The sequence below is a fragment of the Escherichia sp. MR genome (assembly GCF_005280595.1).
GTDB lineage: Bacteria > Pseudomonadota > Gammaproteobacteria > Enterobacterales > Enterobacteriaceae > Escherichia > Escherichia ruysiae.
In genome coordinates this window covers 105,479-122,512 of record NZ_SZVK01000004.1, presented here as the reverse complement: position 1 = coordinate 122,512, position 17,034 = coordinate 105,479, and the positions used below count along the sequence as shown (strand labels likewise).

Annotated in this window: 15 protein-coding genes; 14 read left to right on the top strand and 1 reads right to left on the bottom strand. The window is 45.8% G+C overall.

Annotated elements, in window-relative coordinates; all coding sequences use genetic code 11:
• Positions 1-2 precede the first annotated feature (2 nt).
• The 10 genes from ispG to FC814_RS03285 all read left to right on the top strand — a co-directional run bounded on the left by ispG (position 3) and on the right by FC814_RS03285 (position 12,074).
• Positions 3-1,121 (top strand): flavodoxin-dependent (E)-4-hydroxy-3-methylbut-2-enyl-diphosphate synthase, encoded by a 1,119-nt coding sequence (gene ispG, locus FC814_RS03335; RefSeq protein WP_000551813.1) that lies wholly within the window; start codon positions 3-5, stop codon positions 1,119-1,121.
• Between the two features lie 110 nt (positions 1,122-1,231).
• Positions 1,232-2,506, top strand: a complete 1,275-nt coding sequence (gene hisS, locus FC814_RS03330) for a histidine--tRNA ligase (RefSeq protein WP_001107176.1) — start codon at positions 1,232-1,234, stop codon at positions 2,504-2,506.
• 17 nt (positions 2,507-2,523) lie between these two features.
• A complete protein-coding gene (gene yfgM / locus FC814_RS03325) occupies positions 2,524-3,144 on the top strand; it encodes an ancillary SecYEG translocon subunit YfgM (RefSeq protein ID WP_000409213.1) in 621 nt (206 codons plus the stop codon).
• A gap of 10 nt (positions 3,145-3,154) precedes the next feature.
• Positions 3,155-4,333, top strand: coding sequence for an outer membrane protein assembly factor BamB (gene bamB, locus FC814_RS03320; protein ID WP_001177080.1), 1,179 nt, complete (start codon positions 3,155-3,157; stop codon positions 4,331-4,333).
• 117 nt (positions 4,334-4,450) lie between these two features.
• Positions 4,451-5,923, top strand: a complete 1,473-nt coding sequence (gene der, locus FC814_RS03315; protein ID WP_024165069.1) for a ribosome biogenesis GTPase Der — start codon at positions 4,451-4,453, stop codon at positions 5,921-5,923.
• 225 nt (positions 5,924-6,148) lie between these two features.
• The gene (locus FC814_RS03310; protein ID WP_001096655.1) at positions 6,149-7,411 is read left to right on the top strand and encodes a site-specific integrase; all 1,263 of its coding nucleotides are present in this window, start codon (positions 6,149-6,151) and stop codon (positions 7,409-7,411) included.
• A gap of 392 nt (positions 7,412-7,803) precedes the next feature.
• Positions 7,804-8,193 (top strand): hypothetical protein, encoded by a 390-nt coding sequence (locus tag FC814_RS03300; RefSeq protein WP_224394355.1) that lies wholly within the window; start codon positions 7,804-7,806, stop codon positions 8,191-8,193.
• 52 nt (positions 8,194-8,245) lie between these two features.
• A complete protein-coding gene (locus FC814_RS03295) occupies positions 8,246-9,244 on the top strand; it encodes a hypothetical protein (protein ID WP_000780855.1) in 999 nt (332 codons plus the stop codon).
• A 917-nt stretch (positions 9,245-10,161) separates the two neighbouring features.
• Positions 10,162-11,493, top strand: coding sequence for a cyclic GMP-AMP synthase DncV-like nucleotidyltransferase (locus tag FC814_RS03290; protein WP_137325510.1), 1,332 nt, complete (start codon positions 10,162-10,164; stop codon positions 11,491-11,493).
• Between the two features lie 2 nt (positions 11,494-11,495).
• A complete protein-coding gene (locus FC814_RS03285; protein ID WP_042336081.1) occupies positions 11,496-12,074 on the top strand; it encodes a hypothetical protein in 579 nt (192 codons plus the stop codon).
• A 235-nt stretch (positions 12,075-12,309) separates the two neighbouring features.
• On the opposite strand, the gene FC814_RS22800 is transcribed toward FC814_RS03285, so the two are convergent.
• A complete protein-coding gene (locus tag FC814_RS22800) occupies positions 12,310-12,486 on the bottom strand; it encodes a hypothetical protein (RefSeq protein ID WP_063856356.1) in 177 nt (58 codons plus the stop codon).
• A gap of 104 nt (positions 12,487-12,590) precedes the next feature.
• Here FC814_RS22800 and FC814_RS03280 point away from each other — a divergent pair, with 104 nt between their 5' ends.
• From FC814_RS03280 to FC814_RS03265, 4 genes are all read left to right on the top strand, one after another.
• A complete protein-coding gene (locus FC814_RS03280; protein ID WP_137325509.1) occupies positions 12,591-13,190 on the top strand; it encodes an AlpA family transcriptional regulator in 600 nt (199 codons plus the stop codon).
• A 179-nt stretch (positions 13,191-13,369) separates the two neighbouring features.
• The gene (locus tag FC814_RS03275) at positions 13,370-13,585 is read left to right on the top strand and encodes a zinc ribbon domain-containing protein (protein ID WP_000422358.1); all 216 of its coding nucleotides are present in this window, start codon (positions 13,370-13,372) and stop codon (positions 13,583-13,585) included.
• 210 nt (positions 13,586-13,795) lie between these two features.
• Positions 13,796-15,976 carry an intimin-like inverse autotransporter SinH gene (gene sinH, locus FC814_RS03270; protein ID WP_137325508.1) on the top strand — a complete coding sequence of 727 codons (2,181 nt, stop codon included), beginning with the start codon at positions 13,796-13,798 and terminating at the stop codon, positions 15,974-15,976.
• A 55-nt stretch (positions 15,977-16,031) separates the two neighbouring features.
• Positions 16,032-16,997: a SinI family autotransporter-associated protein gene (locus tag FC814_RS03265; protein WP_000683616.1), complete on the top strand. Its 966-nt coding sequence runs from the start codon at positions 16,032-16,034 to the stop codon at positions 16,995-16,997.
• The last annotated feature ends 37 nt before the right edge of the window (positions 16,998-17,034 follow it).

Below are 17,034 nucleotides of genomic sequence, written 5' to 3'. Positions count from 1 at the left end.
TCATGCATAACCAGGCTCCAATTCAACGTAGAAAATCAACACGTATTTACGTTGGGAATGTGCCGATTGGCGATGGTGCACCCATCGCCGTACAGTCCATGACCAATACGCGTACGACAGATGTCGAAGCTACGGTCAATCAAATTAAGGCGCTGGAACGTGTCGGCGCTGATATCGTTCGCGTCTCTGTACCGACGATGGACGCGGCAGAAGCGTTCAAGCTCATCAAGCAGCAGGTTAACGTGCCGCTGGTAGCCGACATCCACTTCGACTATCGCATTGCGCTGAAAGTAGCGGAATACGGTGTTGACTGTCTGCGCATTAACCCTGGCAATATCGGTAATGAAGAACGCATTCGCATGGTGGTTGACTGTGCGCGCGATAAAAACATTCCGATTCGTATTGGTGTTAACGCCGGATCGCTGGAAAAAGATCTGCAAGAAAAGTATGGCGAACCGACGCCGCAGGCGCTGCTGGAATCTGCCATGCGCCATGTTGATCATCTCGATCGTCTGAACTTTGAACAATTCAAGGTCAGCGTGAAAGCGTCTGACGTTTTCCTCGCCGTTGAGTCTTATCGTCTGCTGGCAAAACAGATCGATCAGCCGCTGCACCTGGGGATCACCGAAGCCGGTGGCGCACGCAGCGGGGCGGTGAAATCGGCTATTGGTTTAGGTCTGCTGTTGTCGGAAGGTATTGGCGACACACTGCGCGTCTCGCTGGCGGCTGATCCGGTCGAAGAGATCAAAGTCGGTTTTGATATTTTGAAATCGCTGCGCATCCGTTCGCGCGGCATCAACTTCATCGCCTGCCCGACCTGCTCGCGTCAGGAATTTGACGTTATCGGTACGGTTAACGCTCTGGAGCAACGTCTGGAAGATATCATTACCCCGATGGACGTTTCGATTATTGGCTGCGTGGTGAATGGCCCGGGCGAGGCGCTGGTTTCTACGCTTGGCGTTACGGGCGGCAACAAGAAAAGCGGCCTCTATGAAGATGGCGTGCGCAAAGACCGTCTGGACAACAACGACATGATCGACCAGCTGGAAGCACGCATTCGTGCGAAAGCCAGCCAACTGGACGAAGCGCGTCGAATTGACGTTCAGCAGGTTGAAAAATAATAACGTGATGGGAAGCGCCTCGCTTCCCGTGTATGATTGAACCCGCATGGCTCCCGAAACATTGAGGGAAGCGTTGAGGGTTCATTTTTATATTCAGAAAGAGAATAAACGTGGCAAAAAACATTCAAGCCATTCGCGGCATGAACGATTACCTGCCTGGCGAAACGGCCATCTGGCAGCGCATTGAAGGCACACTGAAAAACGTGCTCGGCAGCTACGGTTACAGTGAAATCCGCTTGCCGATTGTAGAGCAGACCCCGCTATTCAAACGTGCGATTGGTGAAGTCACCGACGTGGTTGAAAAAGAGATGTACACCTTTGAGGATCGCAATGGCGACAGCCTGACTTTGCGCCCTGAAGGGACGGCGGGCTGTGTACGCGCCGGCATCGAGCATGGTCTTCTGTACAATCAGGAACAGCGTCTGTGGTATATCGGGCCGATGTTCCGTCACGAGCGTCCGCAGAAAGGGCGTTATCGTCAGTTCCATCAGTTGGGGTGCGAAGTTTTCGGTTTGCAAGGCCCCGATATCGACGCCGAACTGATTATGCTCACTGCCCGCTGGTGGCGCGCGCTGGGTATCTCCGAACACGTAACTCTTGAGCTGAACTCTATCGGTTCGCTGGAAGCACGTGCCAATTACCGCGATGCGCTGGTTGCGTTCCTTGAACAGCATAAAGAAAAACTGGACGAAGACTGCAAACGTCGCATGTATACCAACCCGCTGCGTGTGCTGGATTCTAAAAATCCGGAAGTGCAGGCGCTTCTCAACGACGCTCCGGCGTTGGGCGATTATCTGGATGAGGAGTCTCGCGAGCATTTTGACGGTTTGTGCAAACTGCTTGAGAGCGCAGGTATTGCCTATACCGTAAACCAGCGTCTGGTGCGTGGTCTGGATTACTACAATCGTACCGTTTTCGAATGGGTCACTAACAGCCTCGGTTCCCAGGGCACCGTGTGCGCAGGCGGTCGTTATGACGGTCTTGTGGAACAACTGGGCGGTCGCGCCACACCGGCAGTCGGTTTTGCGATGGGCCTGGAACGTTTGGTGTTGTTAGTTCAGGCAGTTAATCCGGAATTTAAAGCCGATCCTGTTGTCGATATATACCTGGTGGCTTCGGGTACTGATACACAATCTGCGGCTATGGCATTAGCAGAGCGTCTGCGTGATGAATTACCGGGCGTGAAACTGATGACCAACCACGGCGGCGGCAACTTTAAGAAACAGTTTGCCCGCGCTGATAAATGGGGTGCCCGCGTTGCTGTGGTGCTGGGTGAGTCCGAAGTGGCTAATGGTACGGCAGTAGTGAAGGATTTGCGCTCTGGTGAGCAAACGGCAGTTGCGCAGGATAGCGTAGCCGCGCATTTGCACACGTTACTGAGTTAAGGAAGGAGAAGGACAGCGTGGAAATTTACGAGAACGAAAACGACCAGGTTGAAGCGGTTAAACGCTTTTTTGCTGAAAATGGAAAGGCACTGGCTGTTGGGGTGATTTTAGGCGTTGGCGCACTGATTGGCTGGCGCTACTGGAACAGCCATCAGGTTGAGTCTGCACGCTCCGCTTCTCTTGCCTATCAAAATGCGGTTACCGCAGTTAGCGAAGGCAAACCTGACAGCATCCCAGCGGCGGAAAAATTCGCTGCTGAAAATAAAAATACTTACGGCGCGCTGGCTTCTTTGGAACTTGCGCAGCAATTTGTTGACAAAAATGAACTAGAGAAAGCCGCCGCTCAATTGCAACAAGGGTTGGCGGACACGAGCGATGAAAATCTCAAAGCCGTGATAAATCTGCGTCTTGCCCGAGTTCAGGTGCAGCTCAAGCAGACTGATGCCGCGCTGAAAACCCTCGATACCATTAAAGGTGAAGGTTGGGCTGCTATTGTTGCCGACTTGCGTGGTGAAGCATTACTGAGCAAAGGTGATAAGCAAGGTGCGCGTAGTGCGTGGGAAGCAGGCGTGAAAAGCGATGTGACCCCGGCACTGAGTGAAATGATGCAGATGAAAATTAATAATTTGTCCATCTGAGAGGGACCCGATGCAATTGCGTAAATTACTGCTGCCAGGAGTGCTTTCCGTTACCCTTTTAAGCGGCTGTTCGCTGTTTAACAGTGAAGAAGATGTGGTCAAGATGTCCCCATTGCCGACCGTTGAAAACCAGTTTACGCCGACCACGGCGTGGAGCACTTCCGTTGGTAGCGGCATTGGTAACTTCTACTCTAATCTTCATCCGGCACTGGCGGATAACGTTGTCTATGCAGCCGATCGCGCTGGTTTGGTAAAGGCGATGAATGCGGATGACGGTAAAGAAATCTGGTCTGTCAGCCTGGCTGAAAAAGATGGCTGGTTATCTAAAGAGCCGGCATTACTTTCCGGCGGCGTGACCGTCGCAGGTGGTCATGTCTATATTGGCAGCGAAAAAGCGCAGGTTTACGCGCTGAATACCAGCGATGGTACTGTGGCATGGCAAACCAAAGTAGCGGGTGAAGCACTTTCTCGCCCGGTGGTCAGCGATGGTCTGGTGTTGATTCACACCAGCAACGGCCAGTTGCAGGCGCTGAACGAAGCTGATGGCGCTGTTAAATGGACCGTTAACCTTGATATGCCTTCGCTCTCTCTGCGTGGCGAGTCTGCGCCAGCAACCGCATTTGGTGCGGCAGTCGTTGGTGGCGATAATGGTCGCGTCAGTGCTGTGTTGATGCAGCAGGGACAGATGATTTGGCAACAGCGTATCTCCCAGGCGACGGGTTCTACCGAAATTGACCGTCTGAGCGATGTTGATACTACGCCTGTAGTTGTGAACGGTGTTGTTTTCGCGCTGGCCTATAATGGTAACCTGACGGCGCTTGATTTGCGCAGTGGTCAGATTATGTGGAAACGCGAACTGGGTTCGGTGAATGATTTCATCGTCGACGGCAATCGCATCTATCTGGTCGATCAAAATGACCGGGTGATGGCGTTGACCATTGATGGCGGCGTTACGCTGTGGACACAAAGCGATCTGCTGCATCGCCTGCTGACTTCGCCGGTGCTGTATAATGGCAATCTGGTGGTAGGTGACAGTGAAGGTTATCTGCACTGGATTAACGTCGAAGATGGTCGTTTCGTTGCCCAGCAAAAAGTTGATAGTTCCGGTTTCCAGACTGAACCGGTTGCCGCTGACGGCAAACTGCTGATCCAGGCAAAAGACGGAACCGTGTACTCTATTACACGTTAATCGTCTCTGTCGTTCACTTTGAAAACGGCTCCTGGACAGGGGCCGTTTTCCTGTTTTTAACAACGACGCGAATATAGCGTGCGTTGTCTGATGATTTATAAAAATGAGGCTTTAAACATGGTACCTGTGGTCGCGCTTGTCGGGCGCCCTAACGTAGGAAAATCCACGTTATTTAACCGTCTAACTCGCACCCGAGATGCGCTGGTTGCGGATTTCCCGGGTCTGACTCGTGACCGTAAGTACGGTCGTGCGGAAATTGAAGGCCGCGAGTTTATCTGTATTGATACCGGCGGGATTGACGGTACAGAAGACGGTGTAGAAACCCGCATGGCGGAACAATCGCTGCTGGCGATTGAAGAGGCGGACGTCGTACTGTTTATGGTCGATGCGCGCGCGGGTCTGATGCCTGCGGATGAAGCCATTGCCAAACATTTGCGTTCCCGTGAAAAGCCAACCTTCCTGGTGGCGAACAAAACCGATGGACTGGACCCGGATCAAGCAATTGTTGATTTTTATTCACTTGGTTTAGGTGAAATTTACCCAATTGCCGCTTCGCATGGTCGTGGCGTATTAAGTCTGCTGGAGCACGTGCTGCTGCCGTGGATGGAAGATCTCGCACCGCAAGAAGAAGTCGACGAAGACGCTGAATACTGGGCGCAATTTGAAGCGGAAGAGAACGGTGAAGAAGAAGAGGAAGACGACTTCGACCCGCAAAGTCTGCCGATCAAACTGGCGATTGTTGGTCGTCCAAACGTCGGTAAGTCTACACTCACTAACCGTATCCTGGGTGAAGAGCGCGTCGTGGTTTACGACATGCCAGGCACGACGCGTGACAGTATCTACATTCCGATGGAACGTGACGGACGTGAGTATGTACTCATTGATACTGCGGGCGTGCGTAAACGCGGAAAAATTACTGATGCGGTAGAGAAGTTCTCGGTAATCAAAACATTGCAGGCGATTGAAGATGCCAACGTTGTGATGTTGGTGATTGACGCACGCGAAGGTATTTCCGATCAGGATCTCTCCCTGCTTGGCTTTATTCTCAATAGCGGGCGCTCACTTGTGATTGTGGTGAACAAGTGGGACGGCCTGAGCCAGGAAGTGAAAGAGCAGGTGAAAGAGACGCTGGACTTCCGTCTGGGCTTTATCGACTTCGCCCGTGTGCATTTTATTTCTGCATTGCACGGTAGCGGTGTTGGTAACCTGTTTGAATCAGTACGTGAAGCGTATGACAGCTCCACCCGTCGTGTGGGGACCTCTATGCTGACGCGCATCATGACGATGGCTGTTGAAGATCACCAACCGCCGCTGGTACGCGGTCGTCGTGTGAAGCTGAAATATGCCCACGCCGGTGGTTATAACCCGCCGATTGTGGTGATTCACGGCAACCAGGTGAAAGACCTGCCTGACTCGTACAAACGTTACCTGATGAACTACTTCCGCAAATCTCTGGACGTGATGGGTACGCCGATTCGTATTCAGTTCAAAGAAGGGGAAAACCCGTATGCGAACAAGCGTAACACTCTGACGCCGACCCAGATGCGTAAACGTAAGCGTCTGATGAAGCACATTAAGAAAAGCAAATAACGAATCATCACGATTCACTAAACACTACAAAACCTTATAAGCCCGCATGTTGCGGGCTTTTTTATTATCACTAGTTGTCATAACAGTTCATAAAGATGCAAGATATTGTGTACACAAAAGTGTGCCCAAAGAGAGGTTCTTGTGGTTTGGGTACACGGTGTTAGAAATTGGGTACACGGTGACGATGGCTTTGCGTACCCGATGTAACGTATTCAGGTGTTCGTAATGGCAAAATTAACTGACCTACAAATCAAAGCTTGGATTAAAGCCGATGAGAGATTCGAAGGTAAGGCAGACGGAAACGGGCTTTATCTTCGATTTAGGAAAAGTGACAAATTCCCTAACTGGCGCTTTCGTTACAAGTTAGGCGGAAAATCACGAGTTGTGCTGATTGGTTCGTATACTGATTTCTCTCTTGCAAAAGCAAGAGAGGTCGCCAGAGAACTGGCAGCCCGTGTGTCTCTTGGTTATGACGTAGCAGGAGAGAAACAGAAGCGAAAAGCTGAAGCATTGGAAAAGATTGAAGCGCAAAAGAACGCAAAACGAGTATCAGATTTAGCTGTTGAGTATTACTCGCGGCAGATAGAACCCACTTACAAGCATCCGGAGCTATTTCGCAGTAGCTTACAAAAAAACATTGTCGCATCTATCGGCAAAATGAAAATTGAGGATGTACGCCCGAAACATATCGACTATGTTTTGCAGGATGTATTAGAGCGTGGTTCTCCTACAGTTGCGAATGACGTGCTAAGAATGCTTAAGCGTCTTTTTGATTATGCTGTTGTACGCGGGATGATTGAAGTAAACCCCGCGATTTCATTTAGTTCAAAAGATGCAGGTGGGAAAGAGCAAGGGCGTAAGCGAGCACTTACGCGTGAGGAGCTAGTAATGTTTTTTAAAGCTCTGCGTAAGGGGCGGGGGATTAGCAGAGAGAACGAATTAACGTTTAAAATCATTCTCGCACTAGGTGTTCGCAAGATGGAATTATGCGCTGCCGAGTGGTCGGAGTTTAATCTTGATGAAAAGGTTTGGCATTTTCCTGCTGATCGAGCAAAAAATGGTGAGGAGATAGACATCCCGCTAGCTGATCCTGTTATCGAGTGGATCAAGGAAATCCGTTTGTTTGCTGGTAATAGCCGCTGGTTAATTCCGGCAAGGAGGGGGAGGACTACATCGCACGTTAGTCGCAGTACGCTGAATATGGTTTTGCCTTCAGTATTAAAAGAGATGCCTGATGTTGAGCCATTTAGCATTCATGACTTACGACGTACGATGCGTACCCAGATGGCAGCATTGGGGATTGATCCTGTAATAGCTGAAAGATGTCTTAATCATAAAATACCCGGTGTTGAAGGTATTTATAATCGCCACCACTATTTTGAAGAGAGAAAAGCTGCGTTGGAGCAGTGGGCTGAACTGCTGGTTACGCTGGAAAGTGGTGAAGATTACAACGTCGTCCCCATGAGAAAATATAGTAACTGTAATTAGCTGGAGATCGAAATTATGGTGGCGATACAGCTTGTGTGGAGCTAGCGTATATGAAATTGAAACAGAACAAGGGCGAACTATAGGGATTGCTACGCGGGAATTTTTTTTGTTGTAGACTTGGGATAATTGAAAAAATTATGTACAGTATTTATGGGGCAGGATGCCCCATAATGTGAACTAAACATAAACATGGATCGTTTTTATGGAAAATTACCTTACCGCGCGAGAGTCCGCGCAATATCTTGGCGTTTGTCTATCACGCTTTTACCAATATAAGCGTTACATTCCAGCTTTTCCGACTTGCACCATCCAATCTATCAACGGCAGAAAGCGCAGAGTATGGTTGGTTGCAGATCTCGACCAATTCGCAGCCCGATTTCTGTAAGGGGCGAATGATGGAAGTATTAACACGAAACCAAGCTACCGCACAGATCCGCGATATTCTGTTAGATGGTCATAGCCTCACCCCAGCCCAATTTGATAGATACTTATCTGCTGCTGGTGGACATGAGCGCAGCCGTGTTTTAACACTGTTACGTAATGATTGGGGAGTTCCCGTCGAACAGCGAATGGATGGTGCATATCACATTCCAGAAAGGGATTTGGTAAAATATCGACTCGACAAAGCGGGAACGCTTTGTATATGGCGCACCAATGCAAGATACACGAAGATATTACGCAAGGTTGAGTCTGCGTTACGAATACTTAGGGGGATCAGAGGGGACGTGTCTGAATCGTCGTTCTCAGAGGTAACGCGAGCAATTGGGGAAAAGTACCTGTAAGACATAAAAAAACCCGCCCTGCCAGGCGGGTAATTTTAGGAACATATTTGCAATGAAATTATATCACGGGGATCGCGCTGAACAACACATCGTGCGCAAGCGTGGTGCATTTGTTGACGCTTACATGAAACCACGCAACCAAAACAGGCAAAGAAAGAAAACATGCCCAAACAGCCACATCAGAAAGCGCAAAGTGGCTTTTTCGATTGACAGGCTTAGAGCCTTCAAAAGACGTCTACTCTCTATCGATCTGGATGCTACACAAGGTGGAAACGCATATATGCTGACCTTACGCCCAGCACAGTGCATTACGCCGGAAACGTTTAAAACGGCGATAACCACATTCACACGCTCGCTGACGAGACGCAGTATTCCGTGGATATATTGCGTTGAGTGGGCAGCGTTTCAGGATACCCTACATTTACACATGATTGTGAAAGTTCCAGATGAGAATACAGCGAGAGACTTGCTGGTTGCGTGGGTAAAGCGCCAGCCATATGAGGGTCGCCGTAATTTAATTGAAAATCAAAATGTTAGAGTTGTATACAGCTTTGAGGTCCTATCGTACCTTACAAAAGGTAAAACTAAACTTAAGGAGTTTAATGCCAGAGCAGAAAAAAGCCCGTACGACTGGTTATCAATGTCCGTATGGGCGTCATCCAGTAATTGGACAACGCACGCATCGCAGATCATAACCCCAGAAGCAGCAGGATACTTTGAAGTACGGCGTACGCAGTTGAAACTTGAAGCGTCAAAAGCAAAAAGACCAGCACAGCGCCGCAGGATACAGCGAACACTGGCTGACTCACTCGAACGATCACATGTGAAACCAATCATCGTTACATGTAGCGATAAAACATACCACAACTTACAAACGCTAGCCCTCAGAAAAGCCGCAGAGGTAGAGCGTAGAAAGGCGCTACAAGCCAGACAGTACTCACCGAAGGCGATAACGCTTTGTGAATTGTTAAGAAGTAAACCGCTGTTGCTGGTGCTGAGAAAAGCACGCTTGAACATATCCAGAGAGAGAAGGATGCGCAGTTACTATTAGTAGTAGAGTTTTGCGACCGTTTGTGTTTTTTTTAATCAAAAATAGTCATTAAACCACAACATAATCTCCTTAAACGTCAGTAGCGAGAAAGCCGCCAAAGGCGGCGACTCGCATTCGACGATTAAGACCTGCCGCGGGAGAAAGCCGCCAGAGGCGGCGTATCCGCGTAGCTCAATGAAAAATCAACAGTCTTAGAAAAAACGCAATTTTGATGAAGGGCAACCCCATAGAAATATCAATGTTTAGGATTCACTCTTATAGAAAAATTGACGTATAAAAAACAACCAATATTATGGCGGAAAAAAGAAAAATAACAGGAAAAAACAATGGTATAGATGCTTACAATTGTATTGCTGAAAGCCCGAAAACCTGCAACGTAACGTCAACACTGTAAGCGTTTTTTGGCTGTTTTACCTATTCTCGACGCGTAAAAATCCCAGTCAGCGAAAAATCGTAATAGGAGCGATATTTGAGGTTTTCGGTGTGAAGTGGTGAAGAATACATATCGACAAAAAAACAGCGTTAGAAAGCATTTTAGGTGGCTAAAATTGGATGTACTAAACGATGAGTAGCCTCATGAGTACTGATTTGTACTCGATCTAACACTATTGTTGACCTGACGCAAACACTCTTAACAATCGGCTATGGGTCAAAGCTAACATTACTGACATAGTAGGACGTTAATTGGTTGGTATATAATGAGACATATGATTGTTGACGGAGAAATCAACAATCTATAGTGGCTACTTGTTTGAATGTGATATTTTTGTTAAACAGGTGACTGGGTAATCAAGATAGGAGCACTAAGCTATGACTTATGATGAATGCTACTACACGATTCATATTGGATAAGTAATCTAGTGTAGATGTAGAGCTTCTTACCCTTGGCTTTGAAAGCGATCGATAAAGGAAATAATATGAATTGCAGTGACCTTTTTTATGCTGATACAAATACAGAAAACACACTTCATCAGAGAACTCAATTATCTGAAGTTATATTATCTAAAGGTATTGCAAAGAAAAATGAGTTAATAGAATTTCTAAGACAAGAGTTAAAGGAAGCGTTTGACTGTGATGTGCGATTTTGGTTACAAGGTTCATATAAAAGCCATACGCTGATAAAACCGGTAGATAAGTTTTCATCATATGATATCGATATCGGCGTATATTTATTTTTCGATGCTGAAAATGAGGGGGTTGATTCTAAAGATGTTAAGGAAACGCTGAGGGATGCACTATTGTCTTATTGTTCCATTAATAATGAAGCAAAACTGCAAGAGTCAAAAAATGCTTGTGAAGGACTAAAGTTCTCTACTTTTCTTACTGTTGATACTCCTATTTATTATAAAACAGATACTAAGATAAAATTAGCGACAGACAAAGGCTGGAGTGACAGTGATCCAAAAGCTATTCAGGATTGGATTACAAATTATTATAAAGACAAATCTGACAGAGCTTTAATGAAGCGACTCGTTCGATACTTCAAAGCTTGGGTAAATGTAAAGTGGCAAAACACCGGGTTTAAAAAAATACCCTCATTAGCTATTAATGTTTTGGTAGCCCAGCATATGAAACAGCATGTGCGAGAAGATGATTGTTTTATATATACGGCGTTAAGTATTTGCGAGGAACTAGAATCTACATTAATAGTTAGAAATCCTTTAAATAATAGCAACTTAATTTCCATGCCTCAAGATGCTGAGTGCTTTGCACATCAAAAACTTGATGAATTAAAGCAAGTATGCCTTAGCTGCATTAAGTCCGATGATATTAAAAGGGGAGCCCATTTTTCAAATCTTTTCCAACATTACTTCCCACAAATATCATTAGATTCTGCTACAGGTAGCACTGGTCTGCCTGCGGTAGTTAATGTTCCTGAAATCTCAGTTTGTAGATATGATAAAAATGGTAATCATGTTGAAACAATAATTACTGATAGATTGACTGTTAATAAAGGGGATTCACTAACTTTTACAATCCGTAATCATTATGATTTTAATATCTATTCTAGTGCGCAATGGACAGTCAGAAATATTGGCTCACAAGCAAATGATGCTAATGATATTGGACACGCAGTCACAGGTAAACCTAGTGAAAGTCATAAACGAGGCACTTCGTATACGGGGTCTCATACTATGGAATGTATGATTTTACATAATGGGGCAATAATAGGATTTAAAACTATACATGTAATAGTAAAACCTGCGCGTACAGTAAGAAGAAAAACACTTAAATTCTGGAGGGCATGAGAATGTGGGAGCTTTTACCATCGAAGATAAAATATGGGATATCTACTATAATATCTATTATTGTTTTTTTGTTTTTTTTGGAGTTTCTCGGGCAACCAGTTTTGAAGTCGGTTTCTTATACTATTACTACTATTACGATTTTGGCTTTTATATTTGGTAAGTATTTATGGAAGTATTTTTATATAGACTATTTAAAACATAAATTCTGCCCTGATTTTAATGGGCGATGGATAGGTAAAATAGAGTCAAATTACAGTGGTGGAACTAAGGTTGAGTTTCCACTGGAGATTAAAGCTGATTTTTTTTCAATTAAAATGAAAGGAAATACCACAATAGGGAGAACTTACTCAAATTACTGTAAGGTTGTAAGGGCTGAAGATGATAGTTTTGAACTTGTATACATGTTTAAAGTTTTCAATGATACACCTTCAATAACTGATACTAGCTTTTACGAAGGTGCAGCCAGATTACGAGTGATTGATATTAAGACAATGAACATGAAAGGGGTGTTTTGGACTAATCGATGTTGGGAAAATGGCAAGAATACAGCAGGTATAATTGAACTTTCAAAAGAAGTTTAACAGTGCTGTATATGTTTTTCATTGTACACTCTGTTAATAAAAATTTGGCTTTGTTTTTTATCACTAACTTTAGCCATTTTTTATCTCTTAACGATGCGTAGATATATGTATATTGCTCTTTACTGGTGGTTAGATCAAGTATGAGTCAATATACTGGTCACCACGAATCAACGAGCGGGTGGCGAAAATACGTACAATCAACAACGACCTGTAGGGCGTTGTTGATTGCTTGAACTCAAATTATCTGGCTAGTGTCTACCGCATCCATCCAATCAGAATCTATTCCTAGACGTTGTCGAATGTCTTCGTTACTGACCTCTTCCGTTATATTATCCACCAGCAAAGGGTTTTCTTCCGGATAGTTGGGGGAGAGGTTTAGATCCGTCCGTATTTCTTGCATGGTCATATCCATATGTAATTTCTTACTCCAATTGCTAGATAACTACTTACTATTTGTATTATAACTTATATTGTTTACTTTTGTATTAATGCTTGGATAGATATTCAGGTGGATAGATGATTCGCAAGCCACATTTTCCTCATTCCGAATATGATATTGAAGAAGCCAGAGAAGCGTTAACTTACCAGCTTCGGTTGCATCAGCCAGAACACTTCGAAATAACAAGCGCAGAAATGGACAAGTTGCTTAGATTTGGGGTACTGGAACTACGTCCGGATCGTGAAACAATGAGTTACGGTGTACTGACACCAGAAGATTTAGTGAGGGCTTACTATTACTATTTACCACCAGAGCCGACGCCTGAGCCACCAGCCAAAAAACATCCTCTTAAGATACACAAAAAGCTCAGAATTGAGTCTGACCCTGTAAAAGATAAAGCGCGGGAGAAACCGCATAAAATACCTTCAAAGAAGGCTGGTTTTCATGAAGAGGCAAGGATAGAACTGGAGAATGATGTCACCAGCTCTGATATTCCAAGCCAAGGATACGTGAGTGTGCAAAAGGTAGCCGATTTTCTTGCTGTTAGCAAAAGTACATTACAGCGATGGAAGATGAGACCTGATTTTCCAAAGCCAGTTAAAATGGGTGAGAGGCGAGTAATGTTCGATGCCTCAGAGATTTTAGCATGGAGCAAAAAACAAGCAAAAAATCGATAAAGTGTCAATTTTATGTGTACACAAGGGTGTACCCAATGGAAAGACAGCTGTTAGAAAATCATTTAAAATCAAATGTTTTTAGTTGTTTTTGTGTTTCACATTAAGAAAAGTAAGTAATTACTTATTGGGTTTCTCTTGCCATCCAGGAAGAGAAACCCAACCAATCGCGAGGAACAAATATGGAACTCAACTGCCCTGTCTGCCAAAACCCTCTCGAACGCAATGGCGAGACGGCTCACTGCACAACTTGCGATAAAGATTTCACTGTTCAGGCGCTTTGCCCTGACTGTCATCAGCCGTTACAGGTATTAAAAGCCTGTGGCGCGGTGGATTATTTCTGCCAGAATGGACACGGTTTAATTTCTAAAAAGCGCGTTGAATTTACCACTGCTTAATATCACGGGAATATATGTTTTCTTTTATATATTCCCGGTATAAATATAATGAACCAATTTCTATTAGCTTAACACGTAATTAGAGTGAACAAACTCCCATTGTTATAACTTTAAGAATATATTTAGCATTTCTGGTGTGTAATATCTGAACTATCTGGAATACAATGCCGAAGCTGATTTCAGATTATAAAATCGTTACAGGGAAAAGGCATGTTGCGATGGATACGCTATTTTATGCTAATTTTTATCTCTGGTGCTGCTTATGCGACACCAGAGATAAATGTTAAGCAAAGTGACTCTTCATTACCGGATTTGGGAAGCGAAGCTGCCTTACAAGAAGAACAAAATAATAAAGGTAAATCCTTGAAAGAGCGTGGTGTCAACTACGTCGCCGAATCCGCCCAGCAGGGATTTGAGAACCTGACCCCAGAAGCTCTGGAATCTCAAGCAAGAAGCTATCTGCAAGGGCAAATCACCTCATCTGCACAGTCTTATATCGAAGGTGCGCTTTCTCCATACGGTAAAGTCCGTTCGAATCTTTCTATCGGTCAGGATGGCTCGCTGGACGGCAGTTCAATCGACTATTTTGTTCCTTTATATGATTCTCAAAAAAGTGTTTATTTCAGCCAGTTATCCGCTCAACGTAAAGAGGAACGCACGATAGGTAATATTGGCTTCGGCGTTAGACATAATTTAGATAAATGGTTATTGGGTGGAAATATATTTTATGATTATGATTTCACTCGTGGACATCGCCGTTTAGGGTTAGGGACTGAAGCCTGGACGGATTATTTAAAACTTTCTGGTAACTATTATCATCCACTTTCTGACTGGAAAGATTCAAAAGATTTCGACTTCTATTTAGAACGACCTGCGCGTGGTTGGGATGTTCGTGCGGAAGCCTGGCTACCTTCTTATCCACAGTTGGGGGGCAAAGTTGTTTTCGAGCAATATTATGGTGACGAAGTTGCGTTGTTCGGCACCGATAATTTAGAAAAAGATCCCTATGCAGTGACGCTCGGCATGAACTATCAACCAGTTCCGTTATTGACAGTCGGGGCGGACTATAAAGCAGGCACTGGAGATAACAGTGATCTTAGTGTTAACGCCACGATTAATTATCAGTTCGGTGTTCCGCTAAAAGATCAACTGAATAGCGATAACGTCAAAGTCGCTCACTCGCTGATGGGGAGCCGCCATGACTTCGTCGAACGTAATAACTTTATCGTGCTGGAATACAAAGAAAAAGACCCACTTGATGTCACCTTGTGGCTTAAAGCGGACGCCACCAATGAGCACCCGGAATGTGTGATTAAAGACACGCCAGAAGAAGCGGTTGGACTGGAAAAATGTAAATGGACCATCAACGCGCTGATCAACCATCATTACAAAATTATTTCCGCCTCGTGGCAGGCGAAAAATAACGCTGCCCGCACGCTGGTCATGCCTGTTGTTAAAGCGAATACCATCACTGAAGGTAACAACAACCACTGGAATCTGGTGCTGCCCGCCTGGCAGTACAGTTCCGATAAAGCAGAGCAGGAAAAGCTGAATACCTGGCGGGTACGGTTGGCGCTGGAGGATGAAAAGGGTAATCGGCAGAATTCCGGTGTGGTGGAAATCACCGTGCAGCAAGACCGTAAAATTGAGCTGATCGTCAACAATATTGCGGATGTACCTGAAGAGAACAATCACAGCCACGAAGCCAGCGCCCAGGCAGACGGCGTTGATGGCGTGGTGATGGATCTCGACGTCACTGACAGCTTCGGTGATGACACTGACCGCAACGGCAATACACTGCCAGAAGATAACCTTTCCCCGCAGCTTTACGATGCGCAGGATAAAAAAGTCACGCTCACCAATAAACCCTGTTCAACCGAGAATCCCTGCGTCTTTATCGCCAAACAAGATAAAGAAAAAGGAACCGTCACACTCTCCAGTACGTTACCCGGCACTTTCCGTTGGAAAGCAAAAGCTGCTCCGTATGACGACAGCAACTATGTGGATGTGACATTCCTTGGTGCGGGAGGGAATGATGTTAATGCGTTTATCTACTGTGTATCTGCGACTAATCCCGTCAATCTTATCGACAATGAGAAAGAGCATTTGCCTGTGGATAACGCCTACCGCTTTGTTTTGTGGCGCGATGCCAACAAAGATGGCGTTTTCCAGCAGTCGGAAAAACTGACGGAAGAGGAAATGACGCAATACGACTACCAGTGGGAATTTACCGGGCAAAGCGTTAACGGCTACACCGGCGCCCAAACAAATACCAGCAATGAAGATATTGTCATCCCTGCCACTAACGAAGAAGCCGTGCAGAAATTTGGTGCCCAAAAACAAGATGGCGTGCAAGGGTATGGATTACGTGTGGTTTACAGCAAGCACTAGATCGGCGTAATGGCCGATCGGCCAGTCACTGGATATTAATCAAGGAGAGAGTTGAATGAAACATTATTTAAAGCGACCGATGACCAAAGTTGCGCTGGCGCTGGCTTTAGCAGGGTACTGCGCAGTACCAGCAGCCATGGCAGAAGGGCAGGGTAATCTAAGAGCTGGTCAGTGGCAATCAGAGACGCAATCAACCGGAACGATTCAGGGTACAGTGCCGTGGATAACTCGTAGCGCGACAGAAACGAGCGATGCTGATAAATCTCATGTGACTATTACTATTGATCGCGGTGCGCGAACTGCTTCAACGGATGGCGAAAAGCAATTTCATGTTGGCGATAAGTTAACGGCAAACTGGGCCATTGGCGATACCCAGGGCGATCTTGATGACAACAACACAGCGACAAAAGCCACGCTGCAATGGATGAGCTACAAAGATCAAGCGGGTGGTGACCCAAGAGAGATTGGTACAGTTGGCAGTGACACTTACACCATCGCTGCAGCAGATGCGGATCGATACATCGGCTTGAAGATCACACCAACCACCACAACCGGTGACCCTAACGTCGCAGAACAGTTGGTGATGCTTGACCTCTCGACAAATGCTGGTGGTGGTTCTGACAGCGATGATATTCCTGAAGGTCCGGTGTTTGATGATGCGGTTAAAGTGGTCATTCATGAACAGGGCGTTAATACCAACCTGCTGGGCAAAGCAACCAAACTCAAAACCAATACCACCTATCAGGTCATGCTGTGGAAAGATGGAAACAGCAATGGAACCTATGATACGGGTGAAGAAGTTACCAACCAGTACAACTACCGCTGGCGCTTTACAGGCACCAGTTTGCAGTTGGGTACTAACGGCGGGATTGTCAACCCGAGCCACAACAACAACGACCTGGTCATCCCGGTTACCAACGCCGAAGCGAAGACCTCTTTCGACTATTCCGAAGGCGGCCTCACTATTGGCGCAGACGGTGTTCAGGGCTACGGTTTGTCTATCGACTACCAGAGAAAATAATCTTTACCGGCACCATTCCCGTATGGGAATGGTGCTT

What these genes read in the sequence shown, in the direction of transcription:
- ispG (WP_000551813.1), top strand. Translation starts at nt 3, where the DNA reads ATGCATAACCAGGCTCCAATTCAACGTAGAAAATCAACACGTATTTAC.
- bamB (WP_001177080.1), top strand. Translation starts at nt 3,155, where the DNA reads ATGCAATTGCGTAAATTACTGCTGCCAGGAGTGCTTTCCGTTACCCTT.
- der (WP_024165069.1), top strand. Translation starts at nt 4,451, where the DNA reads ATGGTACCTGTGGTCGCGCTTGTCGGGCGCCCTAACGTAGGAAAATCC.
- FC814_RS03310 (WP_001096655.1), top strand. Translation starts at nt 6,149, where the DNA reads ATGGCAAAATTAACTGACCTACAAATCAAAGCTTGGATTAAAGCCGAT.
- FC814_RS03300 (WP_224394355.1), top strand. Translation starts at nt 7,804, where the DNA reads ATGATGGAAGTATTAACACGAAACCAAGCTACCGCACAGATCCGCGAT.
- FC814_RS03295 (WP_000780855.1), top strand. Translation starts at nt 8,246, where the DNA reads ATGAAATTATATCACGGGGATCGCGCTGAACAACACATCGTGCGCAAG.
- FC814_RS03290 (WP_137325510.1), top strand. Translation starts at nt 10,162, where the DNA reads ATGAATTGCAGTGACCTTTTTTATGCTGATACAAATACAGAAAACACA.
- FC814_RS03285 (WP_042336081.1), top strand. Translation starts at nt 11,496, where the DNA reads ATGTGGGAGCTTTTACCATCGAAGATAAAATATGGGATATCTACTATA.
- FC814_RS22800 (WP_063856356.1), bottom strand. Translation starts at nt 12,486, where the DNA reads ATGGATATGACCATGCAAGAAATACGGACGGATCTAAACCTCTCCCCC.
- FC814_RS03280 (WP_137325509.1), top strand. Translation starts at nt 12,591, where the DNA reads ATGATTCGCAAGCCACATTTTCCTCATTCCGAATATGATATTGAAGAA.
- FC814_RS03275 (WP_000422358.1), top strand. Translation starts at nt 13,370, where the DNA reads ATGGAACTCAACTGCCCTGTCTGCCAAAACCCTCTCGAACGCAATGGC.
- sinH (WP_137325508.1), top strand. Translation starts at nt 13,796, where the DNA reads ATGTTGCGATGGATACGCTATTTTATGCTAATTTTTATCTCTGGTGCT.
- FC814_RS03265 (WP_000683616.1), top strand. Translation starts at nt 16,032, where the DNA reads ATGAAACATTATTTAAAGCGACCGATGACCAAAGTTGCGCTGGCGCTG.